Raw genomic sequence first — 21,157 nt, forward strand, 5'->3', positions numbered from 1 at the left:
CCGTGACACGCAAGAGAACGGCGGTCACCGTGGCCGCCGCCCTGTGCGCCGCCCTCGTGCCCGCCATCCCCGCCACGGCCACCCCGCGGCCCCCCGCCCCGCCCTCCGACCGGGCCCTCGCCGCCGCCCCGGCCCGCCACGACCTGACCCGCGAGCAGTTCTACTTCGTGCTGCCCGACCGCTTCGCCAACGGCGACCCCTCCAACGACCGCGGCGGCCTCACCGGCAGCCGCACGGCGACCGGCTTCGACCCGACCGACAAGGGCTTCTACCAGGGCGGCGACCTCAAGGGCCTCACCCGGCGGCTCGACTACATCAAGGGCCTCGGCACCACCGCCATCTGGATGGCGCCGATCTTCAAGAACCAGCCCGTCCAGGGCGAGGGCAAGGACGCCAGCGCCGGCTACCACGGCTACTGGATCACCGACTTCACCCAGGTCGACCCGCACTTCGGCACCAACGACGACCTCAGGCGGCTGATCGCCGCCGCCCACGCCAAGGGCATGAAGGTCTTCTTCGACGTCATCACCAACCACACCGCCGACGTCGTGGACTACGAGGAGAAGTCCTACGGCTACCTCTCCAAGGGCGCCTTCCCCTACCTGACCAAGGACGGCGTGCCCTTCGACGACGCCGACTACGCCGACGGCGGCCGCCCCTTCCCCGCCGTCGACCGCGACTCCTTCCCGCGCACCCCCGTCGTCGCACCGGACTGGAAGAACGCCAAGGTCCCCGCCTGGCTCAACGACCCGACGATGTACCACAACCGCGGCGACTCCACCTTCGCCGGCGAGTCCTCCACGAACGGCGACTTCGTCGGCCTGGACGACCTGTGGACCGAGCGTCCCGAGGTCGTCCAGGGCATGGAGCGGATCTACCAGCGCTGGGTGCGCGACTTCGACATCGACGGCTTCCGCATCGACACCGTCAAGCACGTCAACACCGAGTTCTGGACCCAGTGGGCCACCGCGCTCGACGAGTACGCCGCCCGGCGGGGCCGCGAGGACTTCTTCATGTTCGGCGAGGTCTACTCCGCCGACCCGGCGATCACCGCCCCGTACGTGACCGAGGGACGCCTCGACGCCACCCTCGACTTCCCCTTCCAGGACGCCGCCCGCACCTTCGCCTCGCAGAGCGGCCCGGCGGACAAGCTGGCGAACCTCTTCGCGCAGGACTACCGCTACACCACCGACAAGGCCAACGCCTACGAGTCGGTCCCCTTCCTCGGCAACCACGACATGGGCCGCTTCGGCACCTTCCTCAAGCAGGACAACCCCGGGGCCGACGAAGCCGAACTCCTCCAGCGCTACCGCCTCGCCAACGAGCTGATGTTCCTCAGCCGCGGCAACCCCGTCGTCTACTACGGCGACGAGCAGGGCTTCACCGGCGCCGGCGGCGACAAGGACGCCCGGCAGAGCCTGTTCACCTCCCGGACCGCCGACTACCTCGACGACGACCAGCTCGGCACCGACCGCACCCACGCGAGCGACGCGTACGACACCACCCACCCGCTCTACCGCCAGATCGCCGCCCTCTCCGCGCTCACCCGCCGGCACCCGGCGCTGCGCGACGGCATCCAGCAGGAGCGCTGGTCCCAGGGCTCCGTCTACGCCTTCTCCCGCACGGACGCCCGGCAGCGCACCGAGTACCTCGTCGCCGCCAACAGCGCCACCACGCCGCGCACCGTGACCGTGCCCGTCGACTCGGCCGCCTTCCAGGTCCTGTACGGCGGTGAGGGCGCCGTCACCGCGAAGGACGGCAAGGTCACCCTGACCGTCCCCGCCCTGTCCTCCCTCGTCCTCCGGGCCGACGCCCCGCTCCCGGCCCCGGCCACCGCGCCGGGCCTCACCCTGAAGGCACCGGCGGCCGGCGCCACCGGCACCGTGGAGCTCGGCGCCGACGTCACGGGCGGCGGCCTGAACCGCGTCGTCTTCGCCGCCCAGACCGGCGACGGGCCGTGGCAGGTCCTCGGCTCCGCCGACCACGCCCCCTACAAGGTCACCCAGAAGGTCACGGCCCCCGCCGGAACCGTCCTGCGCTACAAGGCCGTCGTCGTCGACAGCGCGGGCCGCACCGCGAGCGCGACCGCCGCGACCACCAGCGGCGCCCCGGCCGTCGAGCAGCCCCCGACCGCCGTCCAGCGCGACTACGCGGTCGTCCACTACAAGCGGGCCGACGGCGACTACGCCGACTGGGGCCTCTACACCTGGGGCGACATCGCCGACGGCGAGGGCACCAGCTGGCCCGCCGGCAAGCCCTTCACCGGCCGCGACGCCTACGGGGCCTTCGCCTACGTCAGGCTCAAGCCCGGCGCCTCCTCGGTCGGCTTCATCGCCGTGAACAAGGACGGCGTGAAGGACACCGACGCCGACCGCAGCATCGACCTGTCGAAGACCGGCGAGGTCTGGATCGAGCAGGGCCGCCCCGAGGTCCGCACCTCCGCCCCCGACGGCGCCTACCCGCCCCAGGACACCACCAAGGCCGTCCTGCACTACAAGCGCGCCGACGGCGACTACACGGGCTGGGGCCTGCACACCTGGACCGGTGCCGCGAACCCCACCGACTGGAGCAGGCCGCTGCAGCCGGTCCGCACCGACGCGTACGGAGCCGTCTTCGAGGTCCCCCTCGCGGCCGGCGCGACCTCGCTCAGCTACATCCTGCACAAGGGCGACGAGAAGGACCTGCCGACCGACCAGTCCCTCGACCTCAAGGCCGCCGGCCACGAGGTGTGGCTGCTCGGCGGGCAGGAGAAGTACCTGCTGCCGCAGCCCAAGGGCAGCGGCGCGGCGCTGGACCTCACCAAGGCCCAGGCCGTCTGGATCGACGCGGACACCCTCGCCTGGAACGGCAGCGACGCCGCCGCCTCCACCGTGCTCCTCGCCTCCCGCGGGGGATCGGTCACCGTGCGGGACGGGGTCCTCACCGGCGACCGCACGGTGCTCCGCCTGAACCGGACCCGGCTCACCGACGCGCAGAAGGCCGCCTTCCCGCACCTGAAGGCCTACGGGGCCTACACCGTCGACCCGCGGGACCGCGACCGCGTCCGGGCGGCCCTCAGGGGCCAGCTCGTCGCCGCCCAGTACGCGGCGAACGGCGCCGTCCTCGCCGCCACCGGCGTCCAGACGGCCGGCGTCCTCGACGACCTCTACGCGGCGAAGGCCACCGGCGCCTCCCTCGGCCCCGTCTTCCGGGCCGGCCGCCCCACCCTGTCGCTCTGGGCCCCGACCGCGCAGTCCGTCGCCCTCGAACTCGACGGCAGGACCGTGCCCATGCGCCGCGACGACGCCTCCGGCGTCTGGTCCGTCACCGGCTCCAGGAGCTGGGCGGGCAAGCCGTACCGGTACGTCGTCAGGGTGTGGGCGCCCAGCGTCCGCAAGATCGTCGAGAACCGGGTCACCGACCCCTACTCCACCGCCCTCACCACCGACTCCCGGCGCAGCCTCGTCGTCGACCTCGCCGACCCGGCCCTGGCGCCGGCCGGCTGGCGGACCCTGAAGAAGCCCGCCGCCGTGCCGCTGCGCGACGCACAGATCCAGGAACTCCACATCCGCGACTTCTCCGTCGCCGACCCCACGGCCGAGGCCGACCACCGGGGCACCTACCTCGCCTTCACCGACGCGGACAGCAAGGGCTCCCGGCACCTCAAGGCCCTCGCCGCCGCCGGCACCTCGTACGTGCACCTGCTGCCCGCCTTCGACATCGGCACCATCCCCGAGAAGAAGGACGAGCGGACCACCCCCGCCTGCGACCTGAAGGTCTACGCCCCCGACTCCGAGGAGCAGCAGGCCTGCGTCACCGCCGCCGCGGCCGAGGACGCGTACAACTGGGGCTACGACCCGCTGCACTACACCGTGCCGGAGGGCTCGTACGCCACCGACCCCGAAGGCACCCGCCGCACCGTCGAGTTCCGGCGCATGGTCCAGGCCCTCAACGGCGACGGCCTGCGCACCGTCATGGACGTGGTCTACAACCACACCGTCGCCGCCGGACAGTCCGACCGGTCCGTCCTCGACAGGATCGTCCCCGGCTACTACCAGCGCCTCCAGGCCGACGGCTCCGTCGCCACCTCCACCTGCTGCGCCAACACGGCCCCCGAGAACGCGATGATGGGCAAGCTCGTCGTCGACTCGGTGGTCACCTGGGCGAAGGAGTACAAGGTCGACGGCTTCCGCTTCGACCTCATGGGCCACCACCCCAAGGCCAACATCCTGGCCGTCCGGGCCGCCCTGGACGCGCTGACCGTCGAGAAGGACGGCGTCGACGGCAAGGCGATCATCCTGTACGGCGAGGGCTGGAACTTCGGCGAGGTCGCCGACGACGCCCGCTTCGTCCAGGCCACCCAGAAGAACATGGCGGGAACCGGCGTCGCCACCTTCTCCGACCGGGCCCGCGACGCCGTCCGCGGCGGCGGCCCCTTCGACGAGGACCCCGGTGTCCAGGGCTTCGCCTCCGGCCTCTACACCGACCCCAACGGCTCCGCCGCCAACGGGACCCCCGAACAGCAGAAGGCCCGGCTGCTCCACTACCAGGACCTGATCAAGGTCGGGCTCTCCGGCAACCTCGCCTCCTACACCTTCACCGACACCTCCGGGCGCACGGTGAAGGGCGCCGAGGTCGACTACAACGGCGCCCCGGCCGGCTACGCCGCCGCCCCCGGCGACGCGCTCGCCTACGCCGACGCCCACGACAACGAGAGCCTCTACGACGCCCTCGCCTTCAAGCTGCCGGCCGGCACGCCGGCGGCCGACCGGGCCCGCATGCAGGTCCTCGCCATGGCCACGGCCACCCTCTCCCAGGGCCCGGCGCTCTCCCAGGCGGGCTCCGACCTGCTCCGCTCCAAGTCCCTCGACCGCAACTCCTTCGACAGCGGCGACTGGTTCAACGCGATCCACTGGGACTGCCGCGACGGCAACGGCTTCGGGCGGGGCCTCCCTCCGGCCGCCGACAACCGGTCCAAGTGGCCCTACGCGAAGCCGCTGCTCACCGGCCCGGCCCTGACGCCCGGCTGCGCCGAGATCGACGGCGCCTCCGCCGCCTACCGCGACCTGCTGAGGATCCGCGGCGGCGAGCCCGTCTTCTCCCTCGACACCGCCGCCCGGGTCCAGGAGGCGCTGTCCTTCCCGCTGTCGGGCCGCGACGAGACCCCGGGCGTGATCACCATGCGCCTCGGCGACCTGGTCGTCGTCCTCAACGCCACCCCGCAGACGCAGCGGCAGACCGTCGGCGCCCTGGCCGGGAAGGGCTACCGCCTCCACCCGGTCCAGGCCGGCGGCGCCGACCCGGTGGTGAAGACCGCCGCGTACGAGTCCGGCTCCGGCACCTTCACGGTCCCGGCCCGCACGGTGGCCGTCTTCACCGCGCGCTAGGAGCCAGGGGCACGTAGGGCGGCCCAGGGGCACGCAAGGCGGCCCAGGGGCACGTACACCAGGGGACCGTCCTCCCCCAGACTTCGTCCGGGGGCACCCCCAGCGGACGGTCCCTTGTGCGCGGGGCGGGGCCCGGTCAAGCTGGGCCCGACATCCGCATCACCAGGAGCGACTCCCATGCCGCACATCACCGTCGACTACTCCGCGCCCCTCGACCGGCGCGGCTTCGCCCGCGCGCTGCACCCGGTCGTCGTCGAGACGGTCGACGCCCGCCTCGCCGGCTGTGTCACCAGCTTCCGCGAGATCGAGGAGACCGTGGTCGGCGACGGAGCGGCCGAGACCGCCCTCGTCCACGTCGACATCGCCCTGCTGCCGGGCCGCAGCGCCGAGGCCAAGGCACGTCTGTCCGCGGCGGTCCTCGCGCTGCTGCCGGAGTACCTCAAGGACACCGAGGGCGTCACCCTCACCGCCGAGGTGCGCGACCTCGACCCCTCCTACGCCAAGCGCTGACCCGGGACCTCCACCAGCGCCACGAGCCGGCCCACCAGGTCGCCGAACGGCCCGTCGGCCGGCTCGTCGGCGAGGATCCGGACCAGGATCTCCGCCATCTCCGCGTCGTAGGCGGCGCTGACCGCCGCCAGCGCGGCGAAGTCGTGCACGAGCTGCAGCTCCAGCTCCGCCCGCGGCACCCGGCGCCCGTCCAGCCACAGCAGCGCGGTCGACTCGGCGAGCGACACCCAGGAGCGGACGACGAGTTCGAGCCGCGGCGAGGGCCGGTCGACCTCCAGATGGGCCAGGATCTGCTCGTACGCGGCCTGCCGCACCTCGTCGATCATGGCGTTCGTGGTCGAGGAGCCGACCGCCGGACCGCCCCGCATCAGCGCGGCGAAGCCCGGGCCGTGGTCGTCCACGAAGTCGAAGAACCGGCCCATCACGCGCAGCAGCCGCGCCCCGAGCGGGCCCTGCGGCGGCTCCACGAAGCGGGCCGCCAGCTCGTCGGCGGCGCGGCGCAGGGCCGCCTCGTACAGGGACTGCTTGCCGGGGAAGTAGTGGTAGACGAGCGGCCGCGAGATGCCCGCGGCGGCCGCGATCTCGTCGATGGAGACCTCGTCGGGGGAGCGGTGGCTGAACAGCTCGAGGGCCACCCCGATCAGTTGCTGCTTGCGCTCCTCGACGCCCATCCTGCGGCGCACCCCGGTCGTCATGCGAACAGCCTAACGGGAGTCCTATACGCTCCCGGCACATGAGTGCTTCTGAGCAGGCCCCCGAGCAGGACGCCCCGGACACGCCGGACGCTCCCGACGCGCCGGACGCGCCGGACGCGCCGGACGCGCCGGACGCGCCGACCGGCCTCACCCCCAGGCAGGCGCGGCTGCTGCGCGTGGTGGCCGGATCGGTCCTGCTCGTCGTGACGGCCGCGGTGCTGGTGGCCCGGCTGGCCAGCCACACCTCGGTCCTCGTCGTCGGCGTGTACGGGCTTGCCATGATCCTGTGCGGAGTGGTGATCGAACTCTCCCGCAACGGGCGTACGCGGCTTGCCACCTGGCTCCTCGTGGGTGGTCTGGCCACCGCGTTCGCCCTGGACTGGCTGGTCCTGCCCTGACGCCCCGGGGCCGCCCTCCGGGCGACGACGGGAGTGCGACGACAGGACCTAGAGGTCGAGGACGAGTCGCTTCCCGGCGCAGCGCGAGACGCAGATCAGCATGGACTCGGCCCGCTCGGCATCGGTGAGCAGCTCGTCGCGGTGGTCGATCTCGCCCTCCAGGACCCGCTGTCGGCAGGTTCCGCAGAAGCCCTGCCGGCAGGAGTAGAGCAGGTCCGGCACGGCCTCGCGCACCGCGGACAGCACCGACTGGTCGGCGGCCACCGTCAACGTCCGCCCGGTGCGCCGCAGTTCGACCTCGAAGGCCTCGCCGCCCTCGGCCCGCGCGGCGGAGAAGCGCTCCAGGCGCGCCGTCCGGCCCTCGGGCAGGGCGGCGCCGACCGCGTCCATGAGGCCTTCGGGGCCGCAGCAGTAGACATCGGTCCCCGCGGGGAGGTCGCCGAGGAAGGAGAGGTCGGGGAGGCCGCTCTCGTGCTCGGTGACCACGGTCGTCCGGCCGCGGCCCAGCTTCTCGGCCTCGTACACGTACGGCATGGTGGCGCGGTGGCGCCCGCAGTACAGCAGCCGCCAGTCGGCCCCGGCGGCCTCGGCGGCGAGCACCATCGGCAGGATCGGGGTGATCCCGATGCCGCCGGCCACGAAGACGTAGGCGGGGGCGGGGGCCAGCGGGAAGCGGTTGCGCGGCCCGCGGATCTCCAGCTCGGTGCCGACGTGCAGCTGTTCGTGCACCTCGGCCGAACCGCCGCGGCCGCCCTGCTCGGCCTCGATGAGGCGGACGGCCACGGTGTAGGCGTCGCGGTCGGCCGGGTCGCCGCAGAGAGAGTACTGGCGGACGGTGCCGGAGGGCAGGACGAGGTCGATGTGCGCGCCGGGCTGCCAGGCGGGCAGCCCGGCGCCCTCCAGCCGCAGCTGGACCACCCCGGCCGCCGGCGAGTGGCGCTGGGCGACGAGCACCCGCCGGGTGACGGTGGCCTGCCGGCCGCGCCCGGATATCGGCTCCTCCAGGGCGGGCAGCGGCCACAGCGGCGAGGTGGTGATCCGGCGCCGGAGCGCCCGCTTGACGAGCAGGGCGCCCCCGGCGACGAGGACGACGGTACGGATGCGGGGCACGGGTCAGCGACCTCCGTTGGCGCCGGGGGAGTTCGCCAAATAGGCGACGGCCTGGGCGGTGGAGCCCTCCTGGGTGGGGTGGTAACTCCGGCTCAGGTAGCGGGGGATGGAGCGCAGCATGTCGGGCGTCGACGGCAGCACGCCCTCGCGGCCCTTGCGCACGAACTGGCCTACGGACGGCTTGGCGCCGAGGAGCGTGGGGTCGTGCTCCATGAAGAACCGCACGCCGCGCTGCCAGAGGAAGACGAGCGCGGAGAACGCGGTCGCCCAGGTCCGGGCGCGCCGCCGGTAGCTGCCGTCGAGATGCAGGAACAGCTCGAAGGCGACCGAGCGGTGCTCGACCTCCTCGGCCCCGTGCCAGCGCAGCAGGTCCAGCATGACGGGGTCGGCGCCGACCCGGTCCAGCTCCTCGGCGTTGAGCACCCAGTTGCCGAGGAAGGCCGTGTAGTGCTCGATGGCGGCGATCAGCGCGACCCGCTCCATCAGCCACCAGCGCCGGGCCCGGCCCGGCGGCAGCGTCCGGTCCCCGAGCAGCTTCTCGAAGAACCAGTCGACCTGGGCGGTGTACGGCGTGGGGTCGAGACCCAGCCGCTTGAGGTGCGGCAGCACGTCGTCGTGCGCCTGGGAGTGCACGGCCTCCTGCCCGATGAAGCCGATGACGTCCGCGCGCAGCCGTTCGTCGGTGATGAAGGGCAGCACCTGCTGATACACGTGCACGAACCAGCGTTCGCCGGCCGGGAGCAGCAGGTGGAGCACGTTGATCGTGTGGGTGGTGAACGGGTCGTCGGGCACCCAGTGCAGCGGGGTGTCCGCCCAGTCGAAGGACACCTTGCGAGCCTTGAGCTCGATGTGCTCGGACGCCACCGGTGCAGGCTGCGTATTAGACATGGCGTCAATGTACTGAGCGGTAAGCCAACCGGCCAGAGGTCACGCACCGCCTTTTTCGGAGCGCCGCCCACCACGCCGCCCACCGCGCCGCCCACCCGGCCGGAGAGGGCACCGGGTCAGCGGAGGGCGTTCAGGCGGGTGCCGTCGGGCAGTGTGCCCGTCAGGTCCGCGCGGCTGCCCGGCGCCGCCTTCACCGCCAGCAGGTTCCCCTCGGCCTGGCCCTTCACGCCGCCGGACAGCGCCAGGGACGCGAAGTCCTCCGACCCCGCCGCCAGCACGTACCACTGCCCGCTCTTCGCCTGCCACACCACCCCCGCCAGCACCCGCGGCTCCCGCGCCCCGCAGGCCGGCGACCCCTCGGAGCGGGCGGCGAGCGCCGCCGCGCCCGCGGCGCCGGGCGCCCGGAAGAGGGCGAGGCTCCGGCTCCCGGTGCCGCGCCACGTCTCCGCCCGCGCGCACAGCCACTCCGCGTCCCCCGCCCCCTCGGGCAGCCGCTGCGTCGCGTACGCCCAGGCGTTCACGGACCGCACCCCGTGCGAGCGCACCACGAGGAGCCGGCAGGCGGCCCGCGCCCACTCCTCCCGCGCCGCCGCGCCCGTGACGTCCGCCGGCCGCCCGGGCGGACCCGAGGTCAGCCGGGCCGGGGCCAGTTCGCCCAGGTCGGTCAGGAGCCGCGTCCCGGTCGCGTCACGCAGCTGGAGCGCGCTCCAGCGCGTACAGTCCCGCGCCGTCACCGGACTCGGGATCGGCTCGGTCACCCCGTACCGGTCCCGTACCAGGACCCGCGCCGCCTTCTCCGGCAGCAGCAGGTCCCGCACCGCCGCCTCCGACACCCACGGCGCCGTCAGATAGCGCACGTTCCCCGCCGCGCGCGACACCACCAGCGCCGCCGCGCCCACCGCGTCCGCCCCGTCCGTACGCGCGAAGTCCAGCGCCGCCCCGCCGGTGCTCCCGGCCGTCTCCGCGTACCGCACGACCCGCAGCCCGTCGAAGAGGAGCACCACGCGCACCGCGTCGACCTGCCCCGCGAACAGCAGTTGGGGCGGCCCCATCGGCGGCCCCACCGGCGTCGCGGGCGTGGACGAGGTGTGCACGGCCGGCCCCGGCCGGGCCCAGACCGCCAGTGCTCGGCGCAGCAGTGCCGTGTCGCCGGTGAGCTCGCCGCGCGCCGGCCACACGGAGAAGTCCGTCCGCGAGGAGTACCGCGCGTCGGCCGGGCCGATCCGCTTCAGGCCGGCCGGGTCCAGCGCCGCCTCCGCGGCCGGATTGCGCGCGTAGGAAGGCGCCGCAGCACCGTTTCTGCCCCACCCGTCGCCCGGCAGCCCGAGCAGCGTCCCGCACACCAGCAGGGCGGCGGCCGCCGCGGCCGCCGCCCTGCCGTGCTGGCGCCGTCGCATCAGGTCCGTCGGCCGCGCCTGGAGCGAGCACGGGTCGAACTCCGCGGACTCCAGGAGCACGTACTGCGCCTCGACCCCGTCCGCCTCGGCGAGCGCCGCCTCCGGGTCCTCGACCCCGGCGGCGGTCAGGACCCGCAGCACCTCCGGGTCGCCCTGCCGCTCCAGGCCGCGCAGCACGTACGCCGCCCGCGCCGGCCCGGACAGCGCGGACAGGCGCTGGTCCAGGGCGAGTTCGTCGGCGCCGCCCGCCCGCGGGAACACCCGCAGCCCCCACACCTGCGGCAGCAGCGGCGGGAACTGTGCCCGGCGCGGCAGCGCCCGGCGCCGCAGCGGCAGCCCGGCGACCAGCGCCTGCCGCAGCACCTCGCCCCGCACGTACGCGTATCCCGGGTCGACCGCGTCCTCCGTCGCCTGCCGTGCTCCGGGCACCGCCCCGGCGGCCCCGGAGGTGCGGCGCCGCGGCAGCGAACGCTGCACCAGCGCGTGCGCGGTCAGCACCCGGCGATTGCGCCCGAGGGAGGGCGGGAGGACCAGATAGGCGATCCGGACGAGCCGCGGATAGTGCTCGACGAGCGCGGCCTCGGCCTGCTCGACGTCGACCGGGCCGGGGGAGTCGGGGACGGGGGAGGAGGGGGCGAGTTCCTGGGTGCTCACGTTCAGCAGAACGAGCGAATCTTGCGATGGTCACCCCGGCCCTCAGGCCGCGTACACCGTCAGCCGCTCCCGGATCACCGCGACGATGTCGTCCGGCACCCCGAGCCCCTCACGCACGTACTTCTCCATCGACCCGTGCCGCACCGCGACCTCGTCCAGGGCCGCCTCCAGGTACTCCGGCACGACCCCGAGCAGCGCGAGCGCCAGCTCCGGGTCGCCGCCCTGCAGCGTGAAGCCCTCGATGAGCGGCGCGAAGGCCTCCCGTACCCCCGGATTGACCGCCAGGTACTCCTCCCGCACCGTCCGCTCGTCCGCGCCGAGCAGCGAGAGCACCACGGTCGCCGCCCAGCCGGTGCGGTCCTTGCCCGCCGTGCAGTGGAAGAGCAGCGGACCGGAGGACGGGTCGCCCAGCTCGGTGAGGAGCGCCCGGTAGGAGGCGCGCGCCGAGTCGCTGCTCACGAAGGCCCGGTACGTCCGGGTGAACGCGGCCTGCGCCCGGCCCCCGCCCAGGTGCTCCTCGGCCAGCGCCGGATCGGACAGCAGAGTCTTCAGGCGGGCGGCCGGCGGCAGGCCGCTGGTCGCCAGGTAGTCGGCGAGCACGTCCGCGACGAGCAGCCGCCCGCCCGGCGGCACGCGGTCGGGCCGTTCGGCGCGCTCGGCGGCGGTGCGGAAGTCGACGACGGTACGGATGCCGAGTCCGGCCACCACCGGCTCGTGCGGTTCGAGCCGGTCGAGCTGCCCGGAGCGGAAGACCAGGCCCGCGCGGACGCTGCGGCCCGCACCGAGCGGGAGGGTGCCGAGGTCGCGGAGGTTGGCGACGGTGGTGGCGGGGATGGCGGGCATGCGTCGAATCCTCCGATACCGGTGCGAATCGCACTTTTCCTACGAACGGTAACCGATGGGCGGGGGAGGTGGTCTCCCGTGCGGGACGGCGGGATGACAGCATGGGCGCACCATGACGCACACCCGGTCGCCCCTGCGCGCCCTCCGGGCCGCACTGTTCGCGGCGGTGTGCGTGACGCTGGCGGCCATGGGGCATTCGTCCATGTCTGCCCATGTGATCCCGCCGGGCCCCCTCCTCGCCGCCTTCGCCGCGACGGGCGCCCTCGCGTGGGCGGCCGCGGGCCGGCGCCGGGGTCCGGTCGCCCTCGCGACCGGCCTGACGGCGGTACAGGGCGCCCTGCACCTGCTCTTCGGCCTGGGGGAGAACCCCGGCCCGGCCGGCACCGCGCCGGGCACGGCGGGGATGCCGGGCATGGCCGGGCCGGCAGGGGCGGCAGGGATGCCGGGCATGACGGAGGCGGCCCACGCCGCCCACGCGGCCCACGCCCACGCCGCCCACCTGACCTCCGGGGGGCACCTGACCCACGGCCAGACCATGGGCGGCGGCGCGGGCTCCGGCGCCGGCATGGTCGCCGCCCACCTGCTCGCCGCCCTGGTCTGCGCGCTGTGGCTGGCCCGGGGCGAGGCCGCCCTGTTCGCGCTGGCCCGCACGGTCGGCGCCTGCGCCTTCATCCCGCTGCGCCTCGCGCTCGCCGCCGTACGCGCCCTCGCCCCCGTACCCCCCTCCCTGCGTCCCGTACGCGTCAGCCCGTACACCCGCCGCCTGCACGGCGTCGTCCTCGCGCACACGGTCTCCCGGCGCGGCCCGCCCGGCCGGCCCGCACCCCGCGCCACGGCCCTCGGAGCACACGTCTGACCTGACCGACCGGGGGTCGCTTCCCCATGTCGGCACCCGCATGTCGCCCTGACCTGCCGGCTCCCGACTCCCGCGTCACGACTCCAAGGACCGTCATGACCCTCGACGACCTCGCACGCCCCGGCACCCCCGGGGCGGCGGACCGATCCCGAAGCGACGGCAGGGCGAGCGGCTGGGCCGCGCTGCGCCCGCTCGTCCTCCGGCTGCACTTCTACGCGGGCGTCCTCGTCGCCCCGTTCCTCCTCGTCGCCGCCGTCAGCGGACTGCTGTACGCGCTCTCCTACCCGGCCGAGAAGGTGATCTACGCGCACGAGCTCGAGGTCCCCGTACCGGACGGCGCGACCGCCCTGCCGCTCGCCCGCCAGGTCGAGGCCGCCCGCGCCGCGCACGCGGACGGCACCGTCACCGCCGTCTGGCCGGGCGCCGAGCCCGGCGCCACCAGCCGGGTCCTCATGGCCGACCCGCACGCCCCCGAGGGCACGTCGCTCGCCGTCTTCGTCGACCCGTACACCGGCGACATACGCGGACAGCTGCCCAGCTACGGCAGCTCCGGCGCACTGCCGCTGCGCACCTGGATCTCGCGCCTCCACGTCGACCTGCACCTCGGCGAGTTCGGCCGCAACTACAGCGAACTGGCCGCCAGCTGGCTGTGGGTGGTCGCCCTCGGCGGCCTGCTGCTCTGGCTGGGCCGCCGCCGCGCCAACCGCCGCGCCCTCTTCCTGCCCGAGCGCGGCCCCAGGTCCCGCCGCCGCACCCTCTCCTGGCACGGCACGGTCGGCCTGTGGGCCGTGGCCGGGCTTGTCGCCCTGTCGGCCACCGGACTGACCTGGTCGCGGTACGCCGGTGAGCACATCGGCTCCGTCCAGGACCGCCTCGGCGGCGCGACCCCGACGCTCTCCGCGGACCTCGCCGGCGGCGCCGGCGCGGGCGGCGAGCACGCGGGCCACGGCGCCGGCCACCACCCCGCGCCCGCCGCCCAGGGCGCGGACATCGGCATCGACAGGGCCGTCGAGGCGGCCCGCGCCGCCGGGATCGACAGCCCGTCGATCTCCGTCGTGCTGCCCGCCGAGGGCAGCGGTTACGTGGTGAAGGAGACCGACAAGCAGTTCCCGGCGCAGCTGGACTCCGCGGCGGTGAACCCGGCCGACGGCACGGTCCTCGACACGCTCCGCTTCGCCGACTACCCGCTGCTCGCACAGCTCACCCGGATCGGCATCGACGCCCACATGGGCGTCTACCTGGGCCTGTTCAACCAGCTGGCGCTCGCCGCCCTCGCGCTCGCCCTGATCCTGCTGATCTTCTGGGGCTACCGCATGTGGTGGCTGCGCCGCCCGGGACGCCCGGTCGCCCGCGGAGCCTGGCGCAGGATCCCGCCGACGATGCTCCTTCCGCTGCTCGCGGTGACGGCGCTGACCGGCTGGTTCGTGCCGCTGCTCGGCCTCAGCCTGGCGGGCTTCCTGGCCGTCGACCTCGCCCTCGCGCTCGTCGCGCGGGCGAGGTCGCGGCGAACCGCCTGATCAGGGCGTGTACTTGTAGCCGACCCGCCGCACGGTCTGGATCGTGCGGCGGTGCTCGACGCCCAGCTTGCGGCGCAGCCGGGCCACATGGACGTCCACGGTCCGGCCGTCGCCCACGTGCCCGTACCCCCACACCGTCGTGACCAGCTGGTCCCGGGTGTGCACCCGGTGCGGGTGGGCGACGAGATGGGCGAGGAGCTCGAACTCCAGATACGTCAGGTCGAGCTCCCGCCCGTCGACCCGGGCGATGCGCTGCACGCTGTCGATGATCACCGGCCCCTGCACGGCTTCCGGCCCCGCGGCCCCCCGCTGCGCCGGGGACTGCTGATCGGCCGGCAGCAGGACGAGATAGCCGACCATCGGCGGCCGCCCCGGCAGCGTGGGCAGCGCGTGCGGCGGTGCGGGCAGGAGCGTGGCGCCGGGCGGCAGGAAGTCGGCGACCTGGGCGAGTCCGGCGACCTCGTCGGGGGCGACGGCGCGCAGACGGGGACGGACGGCGGTCAGGGGGGCGGCGGCAGCCTGGGTGTGGGCCATGGAAGTCTCAGCTCTTTCGCGCGAGTTACGAACGGACGGGGCGTCGTACGTCTTGCGCGTCGGCCGAAGGCCGCGGGACCGGCATCGGATCCGGTCGTGGCTTTAGAGGGCCGACGCGTTCCTCACGCGCCGACAGCACCGGTCGAAGTCGTGGTGCTGCCGGGAAGGCCAGAACGGCTCGAGGTCGTGGCGACCCGTCGCGGTGTCGTTCTGCATGCTGGCCATATCCCTATTAAACCAGGAGGGAAACGAGCTGAGCACCCCTCGGTCGGACACGAACACGACACATCGTGGAGAGACGCCCGGCACGACGACACGAGGAGGGCGTCCCCGCCGTCGTCACGACGGCGGGGACGCCCTCCTCAAGTGAGCGGATCCAACCCGGGTCCGGGAACCGGACTCAGACCTGGCCGGCCTTCTCCAGGGCCTCGCAGCAGGTGTCCACCAGGAGGCGGGTCACCGTGTACGGGTCCACGTTGGCGTTCGGGCGGCGGTCCTCGATGTAGCCCTTCCGGTCCTGCTCGACCTGCCACGGGATGCGGACCGAGGCACCGCGGTCGGAGACGCCGTAGGAGTACTGGTCCCACGGGGCGGTCTCGTGCAGACCGGTCAGACGGTCGTCGATGCCGGCGCCGTAGTTCTTGACGTGGTCGAGCGGCTTCGAGCCCTCGCCGAGCGACTCGCACGCGGTGATGATCGCGTCGTAGCCCTCGCGCATCGCCTTGGTGGAGAAGTTGGTGTGCGCGCCGGCGCCGTTCCAGTCACCCTTCACCGGCTTCGGGTCCAGGGTCGCGGAGACGTTGAAGTCCTCGGCCGTGCGGTAGAGCAGCCAGCGGGCCACCCACAGCTGGTCGGCGACCTCCAGCGGCGCGAGCGGGCCGACCTGGAACTCCCACTGGCCCGGCATGACCTCGGCGTTGATGCCGGAGATGCCCAGACCGGCCTTGAGGCAGTTCTCCAGGTGCGCCTCGACGATCGGACGGCCGAAGATCTCGTCCGCGCCGACACCGCAGTAGTAGCCGCCCTGCGGGGCCGGGAAGCCGCCGACCGGGAAGCCGAGCGGACGCTCGCCGTCGAAGAAGGTGTACTCCTGCTCGATGCCGAAGATCGGCTCCTGGGCGGCGTACTTCGCGTACACCTCGGCCAGCGCGGCACGCGTGTTGGTCTCGTGCGGCGTCATGTCCGTGTTGAGGACCTCGCACAGCACCAGCACGTCGTTGCCGCCGCGGATCGGGTCCGGGCAGGAGAAGACCGGCTTGAGGACGCGGTCCGAGGCGTGACCCTTGGCCTGGTTCGTGCTGGAGCCGTCGAAGCCCCAGATCGGCAGCTCCTCCAGCGGCAGGCCCTCGCCCGCGATGATCTTCGTCTTGGAGCGAAGCTTCGCGGTCGGCTCGGTGCCGTCGATCCAGATGTACTCAGCCTTGAAGGTCACGGGGCCTCATCCTTTGCCATGCGGGTGCTCCGCGTCGGGCGGCGGCTCGCGACATTGCGAGAGCTGCGGTGGCGGTGTCTGCGTCGTGCGCAGCTTCGCAACACCGGATTTCCCGTCGGTTGCCCGATTGTGAACCCCGTGTTACTCAGCCTTCCTCCTTCTCGCGCAGCCGCCGTGCGACGACGTGCGCGTTCAGCAGCGAGTCGAAGCCGGCCCGCCGGATCCGCGCCACCAGCTCGGCGTACGAGGTGCCGAGCGCCTCCGCCGTCCGCTCCAGGTGCCAGTCGCAGTCCGCGAGCCGGCGCAGCAGATGACCCCGCCGGATCTGCTTCTCCGACAGCCGGAACGTCTTCAGGTACAGCGTCCGCCCCTTGTGGTCGCAGATCAGCTCGCCGATGTGCTGCTCCTGCCCGGAGCGCAGGAACGGCGGCAGGAAGCGGTAGAGCCGGAAGCCTCCCATCCGGTGCACCCGCTCGAAGGCGTACGGGGTCTCCAGGAGGTCCCGCGCCATCAGCCCGTCGTGCGCCTCGGCCCAGGCGCGCTCCTGCGCGCGGGCGGCACGGCGCAGATCCGCCAGGGAACGGACGGCGCCGGTGTCCAGGGACGCGGCGAAGTCCGGGACGGGAGAGCCGTAGAGCGCGTACTGGTGCACCAGCTCCCCGAACAGGTCCTCCACGAGCGTCGGGTGCAGCAGCCGGTAGTCGTCCGGGTGCGGGACCACGAAGGCGGCGGCCAGTGCGTCGGCCACGTACAGCATCATCCCGCACTGCCCCGGGTGGATCTCGAAGACCCGCAGGGCCTCCGCGAGCCCGGGCACCTGCCGGCCCGCGTAGGCCGCCTCCGCGCGCGGCGACAGCCCGCGGCGCACCGCCTCGCGGGACCACTCGTCCCACACCACGGACGGTCCGCCGAAGTGGAGCGCCAGATAGCCCTCCAGGGCGAGGTGGAGCGGCAGGAACCGCAGCCGGGACTCGCCCCGCCGGCGTCGCGCGAGCCGCCGCACCGGGACCGCGACCGGCGGCTCGGTCCCGAGCCGGGTGCCGTAGGAGGCGGCCTCCGCCCCGGTCCCGGACCAGTCGGCCACGAAGCCGTGCGGGATGTACGAGGTGTACGCGGTGCCGTCGCCCACGTCCACCGTGTCGCCCCACGGCCCGCTGTCGTAGACCTCCCGGCGCAGCCGCAGGCCGGTCACCGGCTCGTCCCGCACCAGCGGCACGAGCCGGACCCCGCCCCACACCTGGGCGGGCCGGACGGTGAGCCCGGTCAGATCGATCCGTGTCACGCCCGTGCCTCCTCCCGTGCCGTCCCGAGGAACAGCTCCACCCGGCGGTCCAGATACGCCCGCAGCGCCGGCAGCCCCTCGCGGCCCTCCGCGAACCGCGCGATCTCCACCAGCGCCGGCAGGTCCTCCGCGTCCCGGATGCCCGCCGTCGGCACCCCCGGCGCCAGCCGGCGCACATCGAAGACCTCCGCGTCGTATACGGGGTTCAGATGCACCGTGGTCGTCCGCCGCTCCGGATCGAGCCGCGCCCGCCACACCCGCAGCACCTCGCCCGCGAGCCCGGGCGGCGCGTTGTCCCAGCCGTCCGAGACCACCACCAGCCGCTCCGGCGCGTCCTCCAGGGCGTCGAGGATCCGCGCCCCGAGCGGGGTCGGCCCCCACGGGCGGACCAGCAGCGGATCACGACCGCCCGAGGTCCAGTGCGCCGCGTACGCGCCCGGCGCGGCCAGCGCCTCCAGCAGGAAGTGGCAGCCGAGCGCCACGGCCAGCGGCCGACGCCGCTTCACCGCCGAACCCGAGGCCGACCAGCTGTCGTCGAGCACCGCCGCCACCCGCCCCCAGCGCCCGGCGTGCGGCCCCGCCACGCGCCGCGCCGCCGCCCGCAGGGCCCCGGTCAGCTCGGCGCGCCGCTCCCGCCGCTCCCCGAAGGGAAGCGACAGCACGTACAGCGCGAGCCGGGTCAGCGGCATCACGGACAGGTCGGTACCCGGCTCGGCGGCGCGGGTGCGCAGCCGCTCCAGACGGGTCATCCGCGGGGCCATCCGCTCCAGGAACACCTCGCGGGGCACCCCGTGCCGGGCGGCGAACCCCTCGGCCACCGTGAACGGCAGCTCGTACAGCGCCCCCTGCTCGTGGCGCGCCCTGCGGAACGCCTCCAGAGCGGGGTGCGTGTAGCGGGCGCGCCGGCCGGGCGCGAAGAGGAAGTCGCCGAGCTCCGCCCCGTCCTGCGCGGACCGGGCGAACGGGAGATGGGCGTGGCGCGCGGCGGCCCTGAGCCCGGACCGGTACTTCACGGCGTCGTGCGCCAGGTCGCGGCCGGCCAGCCAGTCGCGCACGACGGCCCGGGTGCGCCGGTTGTTGACCCCGGCGGCCCGCAGGACGCCGAACAGGCGGTAGACGCGCTGCGGCGGCAGCTTCGCGAGCCGTGCGGCGATCAGCCGCCCCTCGGCCGGACCCGCCTCGCGCGGGGTGCGGAGCAGCTGCTCGACGATCAGGGCCGCGTTGTGGTCGTTGATGTCCAGCGCGAGCGTGGCGGCGTACAGCGGGCGGTAGTTGACCCGGACGTACTCGTGGACGAAGCCGAGGGAGAGGCGCTGCTCCTCGGCGGAGGAGCGGAACTCGCGCTGGCCGGTCGCCGTGACGGCCGCGTTGACGAAGAGCAGGACGTCCTCGGCGGCGATGAGGTCGGACATCGTCGCTCCTTACGCAGGGTGCCGGCCGGGGAATGGGGGCGCGAACAGCGAATACGTTGCTTCAGAGGCAGGTCCCGGAAGTCGCACCGGAGTCCCGCGGCCGGCGGGCACACGCTAACACCGGGGGCGGGGAGGGCCTCCACCGGATTTCGGGCGGTGCGGCGGACCGGCAGACTGGGGGCATGACGAAGCTTCCCGGCGCCACGCCCCGCATCGGTCTCCTCGGCACCGGCCCCTGGGCCGAGCGCACCCACGGACCGGCCCTCGCGGCCCATCCGGGCGTGGAGTTCAGCGGGGTGTGGGGGAGACGTCCCGAGGCCGCCGCCGAGCTGGCCGCCGCGTGCGGCACCCGGGCGTACGAGGACGTGGACGCCCTGTTCGCCGCCAGCGACGCCGTGGCCCTCGCCCTGCCGCCGGACGTCCAGGCACCGCTCGCCGTGCGGGCCGCCGCGGCCGGCTGCCATGTGATCCTCGACAAGCCGGTGGCGACGACCGTCGCGACGGCCCGCGAGCTGTCCGAGGCGGTGACGGCGGCCGGCGTCGCGTCCGTCGTCTTCTGCACCCTGCGCTTCGCGGAGCCCACCGCCCGCTGGATCGACGAACAGGCCGCGGCGGGCGGCTGGTTCCTCGGCGAGGCGCACTGGCTGGGCTCGCTCTTCGCGCCCGGCTCGGACAGCGCGTACGCGGCCTCGCCGTGGCGGCGCGAGAAGGGCGGCCTGTGGGACGTGGGCCCGCACGTCCTCTCCGTCTACCTGCCGGTCCTGGGCGACGTCACCTCGGTGACCTGCGCCGCCGGCCCGGGCGACACCCGCCATCTGGTGCTCCGTCACACCTCCGGGGCGAGCAGCACGGCCACGCTCACCCTGAGCGCCCCGCCCGGCGCCTCGGAGGCCGCGCTCTCCCTGTACGGCGAGCGGGGCCGGGCGACGATGCCCTCCTGGGACGGCGCCCTCGGCGCCTTCGCGGGCGCGGTGGACGCCCTCCTGGGCGCGATGCGGACCGGTGAGCCGCACCCCTGCGACGTCCGCTTCGGCGCCCGGCTCACCGAGATCCTGGCGGAGGCGGACGCGCGGGCGGGGGCGGAGGCGGAGGCGGGGTCTTCGGCCTGAGACCGGGGGCCGGCGGCCCGAGGCCGGGGTCGCCCGTCCGGGACGGGGCCGCCGGTCCGTGACCGGGGCGCCTGGCGCCCTCGCCCGCCCCCCTCGCCGGACCGATCCGCCCGACCTGCCGGACCGATCCACCCGACCTGCCGGACCGATCCGCCCGACCTGCCGGACCGATCCGCCCGACCTGCCGGACCGATCCGCCCGACCTGCCGGACCGATCCGCCCGACCTGCCGGACCGGTCCAGCCGCCCGCCCTACCGGACCGGTCCACCCGCCCGCCCTACCGGACCGATCCGCCCGGCCACCCCACCACCCGGCTCAGCGTGACATGGCGTCCCGCACCGCCTCCTCGGAGCGGCCCACCACGGCCGTGCCGTCCTCGGCGGTGATGATCGGGCGCTGGATCAGCTTCGGGTGCTCCGCGAGGGCCTTCACCCAGCGGTCGCGGTGCGCCTCGTCCCGGGGCCAGTCCTTGAGCCCGAGCTCCTTCGCGTCCGCCTCCTGCGTCCGGGTGATGTCCCACGGCTCCAGGCCGAGCCGCTCCAGGACCGCCCGGATCTCGTCCGGCGAGGGCACGTCCTCCAGGTAGCGGCGCACGGTGTAGTCCGCGCCCTCGGCGTCCAGCAGGGTCAGCGCGCTGCGGCACTTGGAACAGGCGGGGTTGATCCAGATCTCCATGCCCGACAACCTACCTCGCCCTCCGTCAAAGCCGTTCTGGCCAGGGACGATTGTCAGTGGTGGGCACTAAAATCGGGGGTGAAGGTGAGGGTCCCGGGGAGGGCCCTCGCCCACCGTTCGCCAGGAGGTCGCCCATGGCTGTCGCCATGATCCGGACACCGTCCCTCGAACCCTGGAAGCCCCTCCAGAAGAAGCCGCTCCCCGCGGGTCGCCCCCGCGAGTGGTACGTCACGCACAACCGCCGGCTGAAGGCCATGCGTCTCGCGATCGCGATGCTCGACGCGGGCGTCTATCTGCCGTCCCGGGCCACGAACGCCACGATACGCACGACCGCCGCCCAGCTCGGCATCCACCCGCCCTCCGACACCACCTGCCACATGGTGCGCGCCCTGATCCGCTACGGGCGCTGAGCCGCCGACCCGACCCCGACGGCGCTGCCCGGCACCGGCCTTCGCGGCCGGGCCGGGCAGCGCTCCACG

At 74.2% G+C, this 21,157-nt stretch carries 17 protein-coding genes; 7 read left to right on the forward strand and 10 right to left on the reverse strand.

Going from position 1 to position 21,157, the window contains the following annotated elements:
- The first annotated feature begins 2 nt into the window (after positions 1-2).
- Together pulA and ACIGXE_RS03605 are read left to right on the forward strand one after the other, a co-directional pair.
- Complete coding sequence (gene pulA / locus ACIGXE_RS03600; protein WP_399742390.1) at positions 3-5,366, forward strand: pullulanase-type alpha-1,6-glucosidase; 5,364 nt, start codon at positions 3-5, stop codon at positions 5,364-5,366.
- A gap of 177 nt (positions 5,367-5,543) precedes the next feature.
- A complete protein-coding gene (locus ACIGXE_RS03605; protein ID WP_399742393.1) occupies positions 5,544-5,876 on the forward strand; it encodes a 5-carboxymethyl-2-hydroxymuconate Delta-isomerase in 333 nt (110 codons plus the stop codon).
- On the opposite strand, the gene ACIGXE_RS03610 is transcribed toward ACIGXE_RS03605, so the two are convergent.
- Positions 5,861-6,571 (reverse strand): TetR/AcrR family transcriptional regulator, encoded by a 711-nt coding sequence (locus ACIGXE_RS03610; RefSeq protein ID WP_399742396.1) that lies wholly within the window; start codon positions 6,569-6,571, stop codon positions 5,861-5,863. The genes ACIGXE_RS03605 and ACIGXE_RS03610 overlap by 16 nt on opposite strands.
- A 38-nt stretch (positions 6,572-6,609) precedes the next feature.
- Here ACIGXE_RS03610 and ACIGXE_RS03615 point away from each other — a divergent pair, with 38 nt between their 5' ends.
- Positions 6,610-6,969, forward strand: coding sequence for a hypothetical protein (locus ACIGXE_RS03615; protein WP_399742400.1), 360 nt, complete (start codon positions 6,610-6,612; stop codon positions 6,967-6,969).
- Positions 6,970-7,017: 48 nt separating this feature from the next.
- On the opposite strand, the gene ACIGXE_RS03620 is transcribed toward ACIGXE_RS03615, so the two are convergent.
- The 4 genes from ACIGXE_RS03620 to ACIGXE_RS03635 all read right to left on the reverse strand — a co-directional run bounded on the left by ACIGXE_RS03620 (position 7,018) and on the right by ACIGXE_RS03635 (position 11,861).
- Positions 7,018-8,079 (reverse strand): PDR/VanB family oxidoreductase, encoded by a 1,062-nt coding sequence (locus tag ACIGXE_RS03620; RefSeq protein ID WP_399742404.1) that lies wholly within the window; start codon positions 8,077-8,079, stop codon positions 7,018-7,020.
- 3 nt (positions 8,080-8,082) lie between these two features.
- Complete coding sequence (locus tag ACIGXE_RS03625; RefSeq protein ID WP_399742407.1) at positions 8,083-8,967, reverse strand: metal-dependent hydrolase; 885 nt, start codon at positions 8,965-8,967, stop codon at positions 8,083-8,085.
- Between the two features lie 116 nt (positions 8,968-9,083).
- Positions 9,084-11,018, reverse strand: a complete 1,935-nt coding sequence (locus ACIGXE_RS03630) for a hypothetical protein (protein WP_399742410.1) — start codon at positions 11,016-11,018, stop codon at positions 9,084-9,086.
- Positions 11,019-11,060: 42 nt separating this feature from the next.
- Complete coding sequence (locus tag ACIGXE_RS03635) at positions 11,061-11,861, reverse strand: tyrosine-protein phosphatase (protein ID WP_399742413.1); 801 nt, start codon at positions 11,859-11,861, stop codon at positions 11,061-11,063.
- Positions 11,862-11,973: 112 nt separating this feature from the next.
- Here ACIGXE_RS03635 and ACIGXE_RS03640 point away from each other — a divergent pair, with 112 nt between their 5' ends.
- Both ACIGXE_RS03640 and ACIGXE_RS03645 read left to right on the forward strand, forming a co-directional pair.
- Positions 11,974-12,717, forward strand: coding sequence for a hypothetical protein (locus tag ACIGXE_RS03640; protein ID WP_399742416.1), 744 nt, complete (start codon positions 11,974-11,976; stop codon positions 12,715-12,717).
- 95 nt (positions 12,718-12,812) lie between these two features.
- The gene (locus ACIGXE_RS03645) at positions 12,813-14,234 is read left to right on the forward strand and encodes a PepSY-associated TM helix domain-containing protein (RefSeq protein ID WP_399742419.1); all 1,422 of its coding nucleotides are present in this window, start codon (positions 12,813-12,815) and stop codon (positions 14,232-14,234) included.
- On the opposite strand, the gene ACIGXE_RS03650 is transcribed toward ACIGXE_RS03645, so the two are convergent.
- From ACIGXE_RS03650 to ACIGXE_RS03665, 4 genes are all read right to left on the reverse strand, one after another.
- A complete protein-coding gene (locus ACIGXE_RS03650; RefSeq protein ID WP_399742422.1) occupies positions 14,235-14,768 on the reverse strand; it encodes a winged helix-turn-helix domain-containing protein in 534 nt (177 codons plus the stop codon). It abuts the gene before it with no gap.
- Between the two features lie 400 nt (positions 14,769-15,168).
- On the reverse strand, positions 15,169-16,200 hold the full coding sequence (glnII, locus tag ACIGXE_RS03655) for a glutamine synthetase (RefSeq protein ID WP_399742425.1): 1,032 nt from the start codon (positions 16,198-16,200) through the stop codon (positions 15,169-15,171).
- Positions 16,201-16,345: 145 nt separating this feature from the next.
- A complete protein-coding gene (locus ACIGXE_RS03660) occupies positions 16,346-17,482 on the reverse strand; it encodes an ARPP-2 domain-containing protein (protein ID WP_399742428.1) in 1,137 nt (378 codons plus the stop codon).
- On the reverse strand, positions 17,479-18,894 hold the full coding sequence (locus ACIGXE_RS03665; protein WP_399742431.1) for a hypothetical protein: 1,416 nt from the start codon (positions 18,892-18,894) through the stop codon (positions 17,479-17,481). Before ACIGXE_RS03665 ends, ACIGXE_RS03660 begins: the two co-directional genes overlap by 4 nt.
- A 182-nt stretch (positions 18,895-19,076) precedes the next feature.
- On the opposite strand from ACIGXE_RS03665, the gene ACIGXE_RS03670 reads away from it, so the two are divergent.
- Positions 19,077-20,003: a Gfo/Idh/MocA family protein gene (locus ACIGXE_RS03670; RefSeq protein WP_399742434.1), complete on the forward strand. Its 927-nt coding sequence runs from the start codon at positions 19,077-19,079 to the stop codon at positions 20,001-20,003.
- A 315-nt stretch (positions 20,004-20,318) separates the two neighbouring features.
- Here the strand turns inward: ACIGXE_RS03670 and ACIGXE_RS03675 are convergent, their stop codons facing one another.
- Positions 20,319-20,678, reverse strand: coding sequence for an arsenate reductase family protein (locus ACIGXE_RS03675; protein WP_399742436.1), 360 nt, complete (start codon positions 20,676-20,678; stop codon positions 20,319-20,321).
- Between the two features lie 134 nt (positions 20,679-20,812).
- Here ACIGXE_RS03675 and ACIGXE_RS03680 point away from each other — a divergent pair, with 134 nt between their 5' ends.
- Entirely contained in the window at positions 20,813-21,088 is a 276-nt protein-coding gene (locus ACIGXE_RS03680; RefSeq protein ID WP_399742438.1) for a hypothetical protein, read from the forward strand.
- Positions 21,089-21,157: the final 69 nt, after the last annotated feature.

Source organism: Streptomyces sp. NPDC053431 (assembly GCF_044544925.1).
Taxonomy (GTDB): Bacteria; Actinomycetota; Actinomycetes; order Streptomycetales; family Streptomycetaceae; genus Streptomyces.